Here is a 13,726-nt window from a genome sequence, read left to right as displayed (position 1 = left end):
GTGGCCGGCGGGGGCGGAGGAGGAGAGGAGCGTGGTCAGTCGTCGATCGGCCGCTCCGGGTCGCCGGACAGACTGGCGGCCAGCCACTGTTCCACGGCCGTGATGTGGACGGTCGCCGCGGAGGCGGCGAGCAGGGCGTCGCGTGACTGGAGCGCGCTGAAGATCTGCTCGTGGTCCTGGTGGGCGCTGTCCAGGGCGCGACGGGTCTGGCTGCCGCGGACGATGCGGACGCGCTGGGTGCGGGTGGAGAGCACCTGCAGCAGCATCGACAGCACGGGGTTGCCGACGGCTTCCGCGATCCTGAGGTGGAAGGCGATGTCGTGGGCGACGAACTCCTCCACGGTGGTGGCGGTCCGGGACCGGTCGAGGATGCCGCGCAGGTCCCGAAGGTCCTCCGGTTCGAGCAGCGCGGTGGCCAGTCCGGTCGCCTGCGGTTCGAGCAGCCGGCGTACCTGGAGCAGTTGCAGAGCCGTGCGGCCCTGGGACACGTCGGCGGCGAAGGAGAGGCTTTCCAGCAGGAGATGGGGCTCCAGGCTGGACACGTAGGTGCCGTCGCCCTGACGGGTGATCAGGATGCGCATGGCGGTCAGCGCACGCACCGCCTCGCGCAGCGAGTTCCGGGACAGGCCGAGCTGTCCGGCGAGGATCTCTTCCTTGGGCAGCCGCGAGCCGGGCGCGAGTTCACCGTCGACGATCATCGCCTTGATCCTGTCGATCGCGTCGTCCGTCAGTGCCACGAGCGTGCCTCTCCGTACTGGGGTGGTGGGGGGACGGCGGCTCCGCCGGGTCTGACGCGGAGCCGCCGGTGCCGCTTGCGGGCCGCGGCTACTCCTGCTTCTCGCCGGAGGCGAACCGGGAGATGACCAGGGCGACGATGATGATGGCGCCGTTGAGGAACTGGTTCCACAGCGGAGGCACGCCCGCCAGTGTCATGACGTTCACGACCAGCTGCAGGGTGAGGACGCCGGTGAGGGCGCCGAACACCGAACCCTTGCCGCCGTTGAGGCTGACCCCGCCGATGACGGTCGCGGCGAAGACCTGGAAGATCCAGCCGCTGCCCTGGGTGGCGGAGATGGAACCGTAGTGGCCGCTGTAGAGGATGCCGGCGAACGCGGCGAGGACGCTGCCGAGGACGAGGACGATCCACACGATGCGGTCGACGCGGATGCCGGCGGTGCGGGCCGCCTCCGCGTTGCCGCCGATCGCGTACAGCGCCCGGCCGTGCCGCAGCCAGGCCAGCGCGCTGCCGCCGATCGCGAAGAGCAGTGCGCACACCCAGATGGCGGCGGGCACCCCCAGCCAGGACGCCTTGCCCAGGTAGGTGAAGGAGGAGGGCAACTCGACGATGGACTGGCCCTCGGAGAGGGCGACCTGGAGGCCGCGGAGCATGGTCAGGGCGCCGAGGGTGACGATGAAGCCGTTGAGGCGCAGCTTCAGGATGAGGAAGCCGTTGACGGCGCCGATCAGCGCACCGACCAGCAGACAGAGCGGGACCGCCGTCCACTCGGGAAAGAGGCCGAGGCCGTTGAACCGGCCGCCGCCGGCCGGCAGGACGAGCCACACGGCGATCACGGGAGCCACGCCGATGGTGGACTCCAGCGACAGGTCCATCCGCCCCGCGATGAGGATGAAGGTCGTGGCGAGCACCAGCAGGCTCAGCTCGGTGGACTGCTGGGCCACGCCGATCAGGTTGTCGGCGGTGAGGAAGGCCGGCGAGACGATGAACCCGATGAGGCCCAGGACCAGGATCGCCGGGACCAGGGACAGTTCACGGAAGCGCCCGAGGTCGGCCCGGCGCCGCGTGGAGCGCGCGGCGGTCGGCTCGGCCGGGCTCTTCGCGGCCTCGGTGAGATCTGTGGTGGCGGACATGGCTACCTTCCGGGCTCGTCCGCCCCGGATGAGGCGGGTACGGCGGTTACGGGGGATGCGGTGGCGGGGGCCGGGTCACCGGCGACGCCCTCGATGGCCGCGACGAGGTGTTCGTCCTTCCAGCCGCGGGGGAACTCGGCGACCACCCGGCCGTGGAACATGACGACGACCCGGTCACAGACCCTCAGGTCGTCGAGTTCGTCGGAGACGATCAACGCGGCCTTGCCGCCGTCCGCGACCCGGCGGATGCGGCCCAGGAGGAACTCCTTGGACTTGACGTCCACCCCGTTGGTGGGACGGATCGCCACCAGTACGTGAGGGTCGGTGGCCAGGGCCCGGGCGACGACGACCTTCTGCTGGTTGCCGCCGGAGAGCGCGGAGACGGGGGTGCCGGCTCCCGGGGTCTTGATGTCGAGGTCCCGGATCATGCGCCCGGCGAACGCCCTGGTACGGGCGGGCAGTACCGTGCCGAACGGGCCGAGCTGGCCGGTGACGGTCAGTGTCGCGTTCTCCGCCACGCTGCGGTGGTTGACCAGGCCCTGGAGATGGCGGTCCTCCGGGACCAGGCCGACTCCGGCGGTGAGTGCGGACGGCACGCTGCCGGTGCGCACGGTCCTGCCGCCGACCGTGATCCGGCCGTCCTTGGCGCGGTGCAGACCGGCGATCGCCTCACCCACCCGCACGTTGCCGCTCGCGGTGGCTCCGGCGAGCCCGACGACCTCGCCGGAGCGGACCGAGAGGGACAGGTCCTCGCAGACGCCGGGCAGGGTCAGACCGTCGATCGCCAGCAGTTCTCCGGAGCCGGACAGCGGCGCCGGGGCCCCGGCCGTGCCGGCGGTGACCAGGGAGGCGGACTCGCCGGTCATGGCCTCGACCAGCGCCTGGTGACCGAGCCCGGCCACGGGTGCGGTGAGGATGTGGGCCGCGTCGCGGTAGACCGTGACCGTGGCGCAGAGGTCGTACACCTCTTGCAGGTGGTGGGAGATGAAGAGGAAGGCCACACCCTGACGCTGGAGGTCGCGGAGCTTGTCGAACAGGCGGTTGATGCCGCGGGCGTCGAGCTTCGCGGTCGGCTCGTCGAGGATGATGAAGCGGGCGCCGAAGGACAGCGCCCGGGCGATCTCGATGAACTGCCGCTGCTCGACGGTCAGGTCCTTCGCCCGCGCGGCGGGGTCGACGGCGACGCCGTACTCGCCGAGCAGCTCCTCGGCACGCCGGCGCAGCCCCTTCCACCGGATGGGCCGCACCGCGCCGGTGCTCTGCCGGTTCAGGAAGAGATTCTCGGCGACGGTCAGCTCGCCGATGATGGTGGAGCGCTGGTAGACGCAGGCGACGCGGGTGCGCCAGGCGTCGATGTCGCCGAAGGCGGGCGCCGGCTCGCCCGAGAAGCGCAGGGTTCCGGTGTCGGGCTGCTGGAGGCCGGTGAGGAGGGACACGAGCGTCGACTTGCCGGCGCCGTTGCGTCCCACGAGGGCATGCGACTCGCCCGGGGCGACGGTGATGCGGGCGTCGCGCAGCGCGACGGTCGCGCCGAATCGTTTGCTGATACCGGTCGCCTCGGCCACCGGGGCCGGGGTGCCGGGGCCGGTCGCCGGGGCGGTCGCGGTGTCCGCCATGGTGGATACCGTCCTTCGTCTACGGAGGCTGGGGCCGAGGGGCGCGGGCGCGCACCCGGGGCGGGGCGGGCGTCGGGGGGACGGGGGCGGTCCTCCCCCGACGCGGCGGGCGGGAAGCGACGGCCGTCAGCCGACGTTGTTCCCCCACAGGCTCTTGTCGTCGACGTTGTCCTTGGTGACCAGCGGAGCGGGCAGCTGGTCCTCCAGGCCGTTCGCCAGCTGGATGATGGTGGAGTCGTGGTCGGTGGCGCCCGGCTTGAAGGTCTTGCCCGCGGCCGCGGCCTGCGCGTAGTACAGCGCGTACTTGGCGTAGAGGTCGGCGGGCTGGGAGACCGTGGCGTCGATCTGGCCCTTGCGGATGGCCTCGAACTCCTGCGGGATGCCGTCGTTGGAGACGATGCTGATGTGACCGGGCTGCCCGGCGGGCTTGAGCAGGCCCTTCTGCTCCAGCAGCGACAGGGTCGGCTGCAGGAAGACACCGCCGGCCTGCATGTAGATGCCGTTCAGGTCCGGGTGCTGGGCCAGCAGCGACTGCAGCTTGGCGGAGGCGACGTCGCCCTTCCAGTCGGTGGGCAGCTCGAACACCTTGATCTTCGGGAACTTCGCCTTCATGCACTCCGCGAAGGCCTCGGAGCGGTCCCGTCCGTTGATCGAGTCCAGCGCGCCCTGGAATTCGGCGACCTTGCCCTTGCCGCCCATCTGCTGCCCGAGGAACTCGCAGGCCTTGGTGCCGTACGCCTTGTTGTCGGCGCGGACCACCATGTAGACGTCGCCCTTGTCGGGTCTGGTGTCGACGCTGACGACGGGGATCTTCTTCGACGCGAGGGTGTCGAGGGTGGAGGCGATGGCACCGGTGTCCTGGGGGGCCATGACGATTGCTTTGGCGCCGGTGTTCTGGAACACCTGGACGTTGGCGACCAGCTTGGTCACGTCGTTCTGGGAGTTGCTCAGGGGCAGCGCGTTGACGCCGTCGGTCTTGATGTCCTTCTTCAGGTACTGGGCGTAGGAGTTCCAGAAGTCGGAGTCGGAGCGCGGCAGGTCGATGCCGACGGCGGGCTTGTCTCCGCCCGAGGCGGCGGAGGCGGTGCTCTCGCGGTTGCACGCGGTGGCGAGGGCCAGAACCGCGAGGACGGCGGTGGCGGCTGCGGCGGTGGAGCGGGTGCGAGCGAGATTCATGGCCGTGTTCTCTCCTTAGCCAGGGGCGCAGGCCCGCAGGGCGACGGTGGGAGGGGGCGCACCTGCCTGCGGGACGGGGCGAGGTCGCCGGACGGGCAGGTGCCGATCCGCTGCGGAAGAAGCGCGGGTCGTGCCCGGAAAGGGTCGGACGTGAGGGTCAGCCGGGGACCGGGATGCGAAGGCGGATCGAGCCGCACGGATGCGGGTCGATCGGACGCACCGGATGGTGCGCCATTCCTCCGATGTATCTCGGGACGTCGAGGACGTTACGACGGCGTTGCCGACGTTGACAAGAGGTCGCCGCCAGAGATTTGCGCGGCAGTGCGCCGCGGGACGGCCAGGCGCCCTCCCGACCTCCGGCCCACCGCACCGGCACGCCCGCGACCTGCACCTTCACGTCCCTCGTGGAGGACGGGTCAGGTGCTGCGGCAGCTCACGATTCGGCCACGGCGCCGCCTGGGCCGGTGATGACGGCACGGGGGCGGGCCGACTCCGGAGGCGTTTTCCGCCTCGGGGCGGCTGGTGCGACGCCCGCTCACCCCGCTCGCGTCAGGGACGGTGACCGTGCGGCTCGACCGGCGGATTCATCGGATGGCGGCCCGTGTGTCGGGCCCGGGTCGAGGCGGGGCCGTGGAGAATCCCTCCTTGCGGACGCGCGAGCGGCAGGGGTGAAGCAAATACATCCGAGGAATCCATTGCCAGGTGCGGTCTCCGGACCTATGGTCGCTGTGCCGTCATACATCCGATGACTGGCGAGGTGGATGCGTGTGGCCTTCCCGAACACTCCGGCCCGGCACAGCGCAGCGGCCGGTCCCACGCCCCCTCACCCCTCAGACGAAGCCCGCATGACAAGGGAGTTCCCCCAGTGAAACTGCTACGAGTCGGCGCCCCCGGCGAGGAGCGGCCCGCCGTCCGCACCGACGACGGCCGGCTGCTGGACCTGTCCTCCGTCACCCCGGACATCGACGGTGTCTTCCTCGCGTCCGGGGGAGTGGACCGGGCCCGCGCGGCCGTCACGACGGGAGAACTGCCCGAGCTCGACCAGGACGGACTGCGGATCGGCGCCCCCGTCACCCGCCCCGGCAAGGTCGTCTGCATCGGACTGAACTATCGCGACCACGCCGCCGAGACCGGCGCGGCGATCCCCCCGCGCCCGGTGGTGTTCATGAAGGACCCGGGCACGGTCGTCGGCCCGTACGACCAGGTGCTGATCCCCCGGGGCTCGGTCAGGACCGACTGGGAGGTCGAACTCGCGGTCGTCATCGGCCGGCGGGCCCGCTACCTCGACGGACCCGGGGCCGCACGCGCCGTGATCGCGGGGTACGCGATCAGCCATGACGTCTCCGAGCGCGAGTTCCAGCTGGAGTACTCGTCGCAGTGGGACCTGGGCAAGTCCTGCGAGACCTTCAACCCGCTCGGACCGTGGCTGGTCACCGCCGACGAGGTCGGCGACCCCCAGAACCTCGGCCTCCACCTGAGCGTCAACGGTGTGAAGAGGCAGGACGGCCACACCAGCGACATGATCTTCCCGGTGGACCACATCGTGTCGTACCTGAGCCAGTACATGGTGCTGGAACCGGGCGACGTGATCAACACCGGTACACCCGCAGGCGTCGCCCTGGGGCTGCCCGGCACCCCCTTCCTGCGCCCCGACGACACCGTGGAGCTCTCCGTCGACGGCCTCGGCGGCCAGCGCCAGACCTTCGGCCAAGCGTGAAAGGCAGCATCACCTTGACTGCAACCTCCGCCCGGATCACCGCGGTCGACACCTACGACGTCCGCTTCCCCACCTCGCGGGAACTGGACGGCTCCGATGCGATGAACCCGGACCCCGACTACTCCGCCGCCTATGTCGTACTGCGCACCGACGCCGGCGACGGACACGAGGGCCACGGTTTCACCTTCACCATCGGACGCGGCAACGACGTACAGGTCGCCGCGATCGACGCACTGCGGCCCCATGTCATGGGCCGCCACGTCCAGGAGCTGTGCGCCGACCCCGGCTCGCTCAGCCGCGACCTGATCGGCGACAGTCAGCTGCGCTGGCTCGGCCCCGAGAAGGGCGTGATGCACATGGCGATCGGCGCCGTGGTCAACGCCGTGTGGGACCTGGCCGCCAAACGGGACGGCAAGCCGCTGTGGCGGCTGCTCGCCCACGCCGACCCCGAGTGGCTGGTCTCGCAGGTCGACTTCCGCTACATCGCCGACGCCCTCACCCCCGAGGACGCCCTCGCCCTCCTGCGCGAGGGCCGGACGGGGCGTGCGGAGCGTGAGACGGTCCTGCTGGAGCGCGGCTACCCCGGCTACACCACGTCACCGGGCTGGCTCGGCTACTCCGACGACAAGCTCACCCGGCTGGCCAAGGAGGCCGTCGCCGAGGGCTTCACGCAGATCAAGCTCAAGGTCGGCGCCGACGTGCGGGACGACATCCGCCGGCTGCGCACCGCCCGTGCCGCCGTCGGCGGCGACATTCGCATCGCCATCGACGCCAACCAGCGGTGGAACGTGGGCGAGGCGATCGAGTGGACCAAGGCGCTCGCCGAGTTCGACCCGTACTGGATCGAGGAGCCCACCAGCCCCGACGACATCCTCGGACACGCCGCCGTGCGGCAGGCGGTCGCCCCCGTCAAGGTCGCCACCGGTGAGCATGTGCACAACCGCGTCGTCTTCAAGCAACTCCTCCAGGCCGGCTCCATCGACGTCCTGCAGATCGACGCGGCCCGGGTCGGCGGGGTCAACGAGAACCTCGCGATCCTGCTGCTCGCCGCGAAGTTCGGGGTGCCGGTGTGCCCGCACGCCGGCGGAGTGGGGCTGTGCGAACTCGTGCAGCACCTGTCGATGTTCGACTACGTGGCGCTGTCCGGCACCACCGAGAACCGCGTGATCGAGTACGTCGACCACCTCCACCAGCACTTCACCGCGCCCGTGGTGATGCGCGAGGGCCACTACACCGCCCCGCTGACCCCCGGCTTCTCCGCCACCATGAGGCAGGAGTCCATCGAGGAGTACCGCTACCCGGACGGCGGCTTCTGGCTGGCCGACCGCGCTGCGCAGGGAGGACAGGCATGACCGATCTGTCGGGTCTCAGGGCCGTCGTCACCGGGGGTGCGTCCGGCATCGGGCTCGCCACGGCCCGGGCACTGGCGGCACAGGGCGCGGCGGTGGCCGTGCTCGACCTCGCTCCCGCCGGCGTACCCGAACCCCTGCTGGGCCTCCAGACCGACGTCACGGACGACGCCTCGGTGCGCGCCGCCGTGGAACAGGCCGCCGCGCGACTCGGCGGCCTGGACATCCTCGTGAACAACGCGGGCATCGGCGCGCAGGGGACCGTCGCGGACAACCCCGACGCGGAGTGGCACCGGGTCCTGGACGTCAACGTCCTCGGCATGGTCCGCACCACCCGCGCCGCCCTGCCCCACTTGCGGCGCTCGTCCCACGCGGCGGTCGTCAACACCTGCTCGATCGCCGCGACCGCGGGACTCCCGCAGCGCGCCCTGTACAGCGCCAGCAAGGGTGCGGTCCTCTCGCTGACGCTCGCCATGGCCGCCGACCACGTCCGCGAGGGCATCCGTGTCAACTGCGTCAACCCCGGCACCGCCGACACCCCCTGGGTGGCCCGACTGCTGGACGCCGCCGACGACGCGGAGGCCGAGCGCGCCGCCCTCAACGCCCGACAGCCGATGGGCCGCCTGGTGACCGCCGACGAGGTGGCGGCCGCCATCGTCTACCTGGCGAGTCCGGCCGCGGCGTCCGTCACCGGCACCGCGCTCGCGGTGGACGGCGGAATGCAGGGACTGCGGCTGCGCCCGGTGGACCGCTCGTGAGGACCACCCGGCTGGGCGGCAGCGCGGTACCGGTGTCGGAACTGGCGCTGGGCTGCGCCGCCCTCGGCAACCTCTACCACCCGGTCACCGAGGAGGCCGCCCACGCCACGGTGGACGCGGCCTGGGACTCCGGCATCCGCACCTTCGACACGGCACCCCACTACGGTCTGGGCCTGTCGGAACGGCGGCTCGGCGCCGCGCTGCACGACCGCCCCCGCGACACCTACACCCTCTCCACCAAGGTGGGCCGGCTTCTCGTGCCGAACCCGGACGGTGGTTCCGGCGACGACCTCGCCCACGGCTTCGCCGTCCCGGCGACCCACCGCCGGGTCTGGGACTTCAGCGCCGACGGCGTGCTGCGCTCCCTGGAGGCCAGCCTGCGGCGTCTCGGCCTCGACCGCGTCGACGTGGCCCTGCTGCACGACCCGGACGACCACGCCGACCAGGCGTTGCGCGAGGCGTACCCGGCGCTGGAGCGGCTGCGCGGCGAAGGAGTGATCGGGGCGATCGGCGTCGGCATGAACCAGTCCGCGCTGCCCGCCCGGTTCGTGCGCGAGACCGACGTCGACGTGGTGCTGCTGGCCGGCCGTTACACCCTCCTGGAACAGGACGGGCTCACCGAACTGCTCCCGGAGGCGGTCGCCCGCGGCCGGAGCGTGATCATCGGAGGGGTGTTCAACTCCGGGCTGCTGACGGCTCCTCGGCCGGGCGCCACCTACGACTACGCACCCGCTCCGCAGCCGGTGCTGGACCGGGCGCTGCGGTTGCAGGCGGTCTGCGAACGCCACGGCGTGCCGCTGCGGGCCGCCGCGCTGCGCTTCCCGTTCGGCCATCCCGCGGTGGGGAGCGTCCTGACCGGCGCGCGGTCCCCTCAGGAGGTGCGCGACACGGTGGAACAGCTGCGGCGCCCGATCCCGGACGCCCTGTGGGACGAACTGCGCGCCGAGGGCCTGCTGGACCCGGCCACCCCCGTCCCCGCCGCCCCCGCCGGGGAGGCCATGCCGCCGAAGGAGCCGTCATGAGGGTTGCCCTGCACACCAAGGTCCGCGCCGACCGCGTCGAGGAGTACGAGGCAGCGCACCGGGAGGTGCCCGGGGAACTCACCGCCGCCATCCGCGCCGCGGGGGTGAGGGAATGGACGATCTGGCGCAGCGGCACGGACCTCTTCCACGTGCTGGAGGTCGAGGACTACCGGGCGATGATCGCCGAACTCGACAAGCTGCCCGTCAACATCGCCTGGCAGGCCCGGATGGCCGGACTCCTCGACGTCGTCCACGACTACTCCACGCAGGGCGCGGACGCCTCGCTGCCGGTGGTGTGGGAGCTGTGACCGGAGCGGGAACCGTGCCCGGCGTCGTGGACGCCCACCACCACGTGTGGGACCTGTCCGTCCGCGACCAGGACTGGATCACCGGAGACGAACTCGCCCCGCTGCGCCGCGACTTCACCCTCGCCGACCTGGCGCCGGAGGCCCGCGCGGCCGGTGTCACCGCCACCGTGCTGGTGCAGACGATCACCGTGCCGGAAGAGACCCCGGAATTCCTGGCCATGGCCGCGCGCAGCGACCTGGTCGTCGGGGTCGTCGGCTGGACCGACCTGACCGCCCCCGACGTCGCCGAGACCCTCGCGCGGTTGCGCGCGGGCGCCGGAGGGGAGCACCTGGTGGGCATCCGCCACCAGGTGCAGGGCGAGCCGGACCCCCGCTGGCTCGTACGCCCCGAGGTGCTGCGCGGTCTTTCCGCGGTCCGCGAGGCGGGACTCGTCTACGACCTCGTGGTGAAGCCCCACCAGCTCGCGGCGGCCGTCGAGGCCGCGCGGCACCTGCCCGGTCTCACCTTCGTCCTCGACCATCTCGGCAAGCCGCCCATCGCGTCCGGCGAACTCGCCCCCTGGGCGCGGCAGATCCGCAGCCTCGCCGCCCTGCCCAACACCGTCTGCAAACTCTCCGGCATGGTCACCGAAGCCGACTGGGCCTCCTGGTCCGTCGCCGCCCTCATGCCGTACGCCGAGACCGTGATCGACGCCTTCGGCCCCGGGCGGCTGATGTTCGGCTCCGACTGGCCGGTCTGCCGGCTCGCCGCCACGTACGCCGAGGTGATCGCCGCGGCACGCGCCCTGACGGCCGGGCTGGGCCCCGCCGAACGCCACGACGTCTTCACAGGCACGGCCGTGCGGACCTACCACCTGCCCGTCACCGCACGGCCGGCCCCGCCCCAGGAACCCCCATGCGCATAGCCCTCTTCATCACCTGCTTCAACGACACCATGTTCCCCCGCACCGGTCGGGCCGTGACCACCCTGCTGGAACGCCTCGGCCACACAGTGGAGTTCCCCCAGGGCCAGACCTGCTGCGGCCAGATGCACTTCAACACCGGCTACCGCCCCGAGACCCTCCCCATGGTCCGCCGCTTCGCCGAGGTCTTCGCGGGCTACGACGCCGTCGTCGCCCCCTCCGGGTCCTGCGCCGGCATGGTGCGCGACCACCACCGCGTGGTGGCGGCCCAGTACGGCGACACAGCCCTCGCCGAGGCGGTCGAGCAGGTGGTCCCGACGGTGTACGAGCTGTCGGAACTCCTCGTCGACGTCCTCGGCGTCACCGATGTCGGCGCGTACTTCCCGCACCGCGTCACCTACCACCCGACCTGCCACTCACTGCGCATGCTCCGCGTCGGCGACCGGCCGCTCAGGCTGTTGCGCGCCGTGAAGGGAATCGACCTCGTCGAACTGCCCGCCGCGGACTCCTGCTGCGGCTTCGGCGGCACCTTCGCGCTGAAGAACGCCGATGTCTCCAACGCCATGCTCGCCGACAAGATGCGCCATGTCCAAGACACCGGGGCCGAGTTCCTGTGCGCGGGCGACAACTCCTGCCTGACGCACATCGGTGGCGGCCTGTCCCGGCTCCGTACCGGCGTCGGCACGATGCACCTGGCCGAGATCCTGGCCTCCACGGAAGGGGACGTACGGTGAGCGGTGCCCACAACGTCGTATGGCTGGGCACACCGGCCTTCCCCGAGGCGGCACGCGCCGCACTCGCCGACACCCGGCTGCGGGCGAATCTGCGCCGGGCGACCGGGACCATCCGGGACAAGCGGCTGGCGGTCACCGCCGAACTCGACGACTGGGAGGAACTGCGGGAGACGGCCGCGACGATCAAGCGGCACACCCTGCGCCACCTCGACCACCATCTCCTGCGCCTGGAGAAGGCGGTGACCGCCGCGGGCGGAGTGGTCCACTGGGCGGCGGACGCCGCCGAGGCCAACCGCATCGTGACCGCCCTGGTGCGGGCGACCGGCGAGGACTCGGTCGTCAAGGTCAAGTCCATGGCCACCCAGGAGATCGGCCTCAACGAGGCGCTCGCCGAGGCAGGCGTGCGCGCGTACGAGACCGATCTGGCCGAGCTCATCGTGCAGTTGGGCGGTGACCGTCCCTCGCACATCCTGGTGCCGGCCATCCACCGGGGCCGCTCCGAGATCCGGGACATCTTCCGGCGGCGGATGGGGGAGTGGGGCAGGCCGGCGCCCGAAGGGCTCACCGACGAACCCCGCGATCTCGCCGAGGCGGCCCGGCTCCACCTGCGGGAGAAGTTCCTGCGGGCCAAGGTCGCCGTCTCCGGCGCCAACTTCGCGGCGGCCGACACCGGAACGGTGGCGGTCGTGGAGTCGGAGGGCAACGGGCGGATGTGCCTGACCCTGCCGGAGACCCTGATCACCGTCATGGGCATCGAGAAGGTCCTGCCGTCCTTCGCCGACCTGGACGTGTTCCTCCGACTCCTGCCCCGCTCGTCGACCGGCGAGCGGATGAACCCCTACACCTCGCTGTGGACCGGAGTCACCGAGGGCGACGGTCCCCGGAACTTCCACCTGGTGCTGCTCGACAACGGGCGCACCGCCACTCTCGCCGACGAGGTGGGCCGCCAGGCCCTCGCCTGCATCCGCTGCTCGGCGTGCCTGAACGTCTGCCCGGTGTACGAGCGCACCGGCGGCCATGCCTACGGCTCGGTGTATCCCGGTCCGATCGGCGCCGTACTGACCCCACAGCTCGTCGGCGTCGGGAACGCGGCCTCGCTGCCCTTCGCGTCGACCCTGTGCGGCGCCTGTTACGACGCCTGCCCCGTGAAGATCGACATCCCGGAGGTACTGGTCCACCTGCGCGCCGCGGCCGTGGAGGCCGAACGCGGGGGCCGGCTGCTTCCCACCGCCGAGGCACTCGCCATGAAGGCCGCGGGCGCCGTCCTGTCCTCACCTCGGCGGCTGGCCGCCGTACAGCGGCTGGCAGCGGTGGGAGCCCGGCTGGTGGCCCGTGACGGCCGGATCGGTGCCCTGCCCGGCCCGTTCGCCTCCTGGTCCGGCACCCGGGACACCCCGGCGCCTGCCCGCGAGCCGCTGCGCGCCTGGTGGCGCCGTACACGACCACCCAGGAGCGAGGACAGCCGTACGACGGAAGGGAAGGGACCACGATGAACGGCCGGGAGACCGTCCTGAGCGCGCTGCGGGGGGCGCTGTCCGGCGTCCCCGATACCGAACGCCCCGACGCCGTCCCCCTGCCGCCTGGCCGCCGCGCCGGCCAGGCGGGAACCGACGTCGTCGGGCTGTTCGCCGAGCGTGCCGCCGAGTACCGCGCCACGGTGGTCCGCGTGCCGGCGGCCGGCGCCGCGGCGGCCGTGGGCCGCGCGCTCGCGCGCACCGGAGCACGGTCCCTGGTGGTGCCGCCCGGGCTCGCGGAGGACCTCGTCCCGGAGGGTCCGTGGTCGTGGCTGGCGGACGACCCGCCGCTGTCCGTCGGACGACTCGACGCGGCGGACGCCGTGGTCACCACCGTCGCCACCGCCATCGCCGTCACCGGCACCGTGATCCTCGACCACGGTCCGGGCCAGGGGCGGCGGGCCCTGACCCTGCTGCCGGACCAGCACATCTGCGTGGTCCGGGCGGACCGGATCGCCCCCGACGTGCCCGAGGCACTGTGCCTGCTCGATCCCCACCGTCCGCTGACGCTGATCTCCGGCCCCTCGGCCACCAGCGACATCGAACTGGACCGTGTCGAGGGCGTGCACGGGCCGAGGACGCTCGACATCGTCGTGGTGGGAGACGCGTGACGGACGGCAGAGGGACGGTACGGCTTCGTGGGGGGGGCGGGGGGGCCCCCCCCCCAACCCCCCCCCCGTGCCCCCCCCGATCCCCCCGCCGAAAATAACACAGGGGCGCACCCATTGAGACCCCCCCCCCCCCCCCCGGGGACAGGTACC

Annotated in this window: 13 protein-coding genes; 9 read left to right on the top strand and 4 right to left on the bottom strand. The window is 72.0% G+C overall.

The features are described 5' to 3' along the window. Window positions 1-35: 35 nt before the first annotated feature. From ACFY30_RS27420 to ACFY30_RS27405, 4 genes are all read right to left on the bottom strand, one after another. Window positions 36-737: a FadR/GntR family transcriptional regulator gene (locus ACFY30_RS27420; protein WP_390847804.1), complete on the bottom strand. Its 702-nt coding sequence runs from the start codon at window positions 735-737 to the stop codon at window positions 36-38. A gap of 88 nt (window positions 738-825) precedes the next feature. After that, window positions 826-1,869, bottom strand: a complete 1,044-nt coding sequence (locus ACFY30_RS27415; protein ID WP_390847803.1) for an ABC transporter permease — start codon at window positions 1,867-1,869, stop codon at window positions 826-828. A 2-nt stretch (window positions 1,870-1,871) separates the two neighbouring features. After that, window positions 1,872-3,485 carry a sugar ABC transporter ATP-binding protein gene (locus ACFY30_RS27410; protein WP_390847802.1) on the bottom strand — a complete coding sequence of 538 codons (1,614 nt, stop codon included), beginning with the start codon at window positions 3,483-3,485 and terminating at the stop codon, window positions 1,872-1,874. Between the two features lie 126 nt (window positions 3,486-3,611). Next, entirely contained in the window at window positions 3,612-4,661 is a 1,050-nt protein-coding gene (locus ACFY30_RS27405) for a sugar ABC transporter substrate-binding protein (RefSeq protein WP_390847801.1), read from the bottom strand. Window positions 4,662-5,526: 865 nt separating this feature from the next. Here ACFY30_RS27405 and ACFY30_RS27400 point away from each other — a divergent pair. The 9 genes from ACFY30_RS27400 to ACFY30_RS27360 are packed head-to-tail and all read left to right on the top strand — an operon-like array spanning window position 5,527 to window position 13,576. After that, window positions 5,527-6,378, top strand: coding sequence for a fumarylacetoacetate hydrolase family protein (locus ACFY30_RS27400; protein WP_390847800.1), 852 nt, complete (start codon window positions 5,527-5,529; stop codon window positions 6,376-6,378). Window positions 6,379-6,392: 14 nt separating this feature from the next. Beyond that, window positions 6,393-7,730 (top strand): L-fuconate dehydratase, encoded by a 1,338-nt coding sequence (locus ACFY30_RS27395; protein ID WP_390847799.1) that lies wholly within the window; start codon window positions 6,393-6,395, stop codon window positions 7,728-7,730. Next, a complete protein-coding gene (locus tag ACFY30_RS27390; protein WP_390847798.1) occupies window positions 7,727-8,485 on the top strand; it encodes an SDR family NAD(P)-dependent oxidoreductase in 759 nt (252 codons plus the stop codon). Before ACFY30_RS27395 ends, ACFY30_RS27390 begins: the two co-directional genes overlap by 4 nt. Then, a complete protein-coding gene (locus ACFY30_RS27385; protein ID WP_390847797.1) occupies window positions 8,482-9,507 on the top strand; it encodes an aldo/keto reductase in 1,026 nt (341 codons plus the stop codon). Before ACFY30_RS27390 ends, ACFY30_RS27385 begins: the two co-directional genes overlap by 4 nt. After that, a complete protein-coding gene (locus ACFY30_RS27380) occupies window positions 9,504-9,815 on the top strand; it encodes an L-rhamnose mutarotase (RefSeq protein WP_390847796.1) in 312 nt (103 codons plus the stop codon). The genes ACFY30_RS27385 and ACFY30_RS27380 overlap by 4 nt, the downstream gene beginning before the upstream one ends. After that, window positions 9,812-10,720, top strand: coding sequence for an amidohydrolase family protein (locus tag ACFY30_RS27375; RefSeq protein ID WP_390847794.1), 909 nt, complete (start codon window positions 9,812-9,814; stop codon window positions 10,718-10,720). The genes ACFY30_RS27380 and ACFY30_RS27375 overlap by 4 nt, the downstream gene beginning before the upstream one ends. Beyond that, window positions 10,711-11,451, top strand: coding sequence for a (Fe-S)-binding protein (locus ACFY30_RS27370; RefSeq protein ID WP_390847792.1), 741 nt, complete (start codon window positions 10,711-10,713; stop codon window positions 11,449-11,451). Before ACFY30_RS27375 ends, ACFY30_RS27370 begins: the two co-directional genes overlap by 10 nt. Continuing rightward, window positions 11,448-12,944: a LutB/LldF family L-lactate oxidation iron-sulfur protein gene (locus ACFY30_RS27365; protein ID WP_390847791.1), complete on the top strand. Its 1,497-nt coding sequence runs from the start codon at window positions 11,448-11,450 to the stop codon at window positions 12,942-12,944. The genes ACFY30_RS27370 and ACFY30_RS27365 overlap by 4 nt, the downstream gene beginning before the upstream one ends. Continuing rightward, window positions 12,941-13,576 (top strand): lactate utilization protein C, encoded by a 636-nt coding sequence (locus ACFY30_RS27360; protein WP_390847790.1) that lies wholly within the window; start codon window positions 12,941-12,943, stop codon window positions 13,574-13,576. The genes ACFY30_RS27365 and ACFY30_RS27360 overlap by 4 nt, the downstream gene beginning before the upstream one ends. Window positions 13,577-13,726 lie beyond the last annotated feature (150 nt).

It is taken from the genome of Streptomyces sp. NPDC000345, assembly GCF_042898825.1.
Lineage (GTDB): Bacteria > Actinomycetota > Actinomycetes > Streptomycetales > Streptomycetaceae > Streptomyces.
Note: the sequence above shows the minus strand (reverse complement) of the source record. Positions and strands in the feature narration are given on the sequence as shown.

Bases quoted from the DNA above. Each gene is read 5' to 3' on its own strand.
- ACFY30_RS27415 (WP_390847803.1), bottom strand. From the start codon at position 1,869: ATGTCCGCCACCACAGATCTCACCGAGGCCGCGAAGAGCCCGGCCGAG.
- ACFY30_RS27410 (WP_390847802.1), bottom strand. From the start codon at position 3,485: ATGGCGGACACCGCGACCGCCCCGGCGACCGGCCCCGGCACCCCGGCC.
- ACFY30_RS27405 (WP_390847801.1), bottom strand. From the start codon at position 4,661: ATGAATCTCGCTCGCACCCGCTCCACCGCCGCAGCCGCCACCGCCGTC.
- ACFY30_RS27390 (WP_390847798.1), top strand. From the start codon at position 7,727: ATGACCGATCTGTCGGGTCTCAGGGCCGTCGTCACCGGGGGTGCGTCC.
- ACFY30_RS27380 (WP_390847796.1), top strand. From the start codon at position 9,504: ATGAGGGTTGCCCTGCACACCAAGGTCCGCGCCGACCGCGTCGAGGAG.
- ACFY30_RS27370 (WP_390847792.1), top strand. From the start codon at position 10,711: ATGCGCATAGCCCTCTTCATCACCTGCTTCAACGACACCATGTTCCCC.
- ACFY30_RS27360 (WP_390847790.1), top strand. From the start codon at position 12,941: ATGAACGGCCGGGAGACCGTCCTGAGCGCGCTGCGGGGGGCGCTGTCC.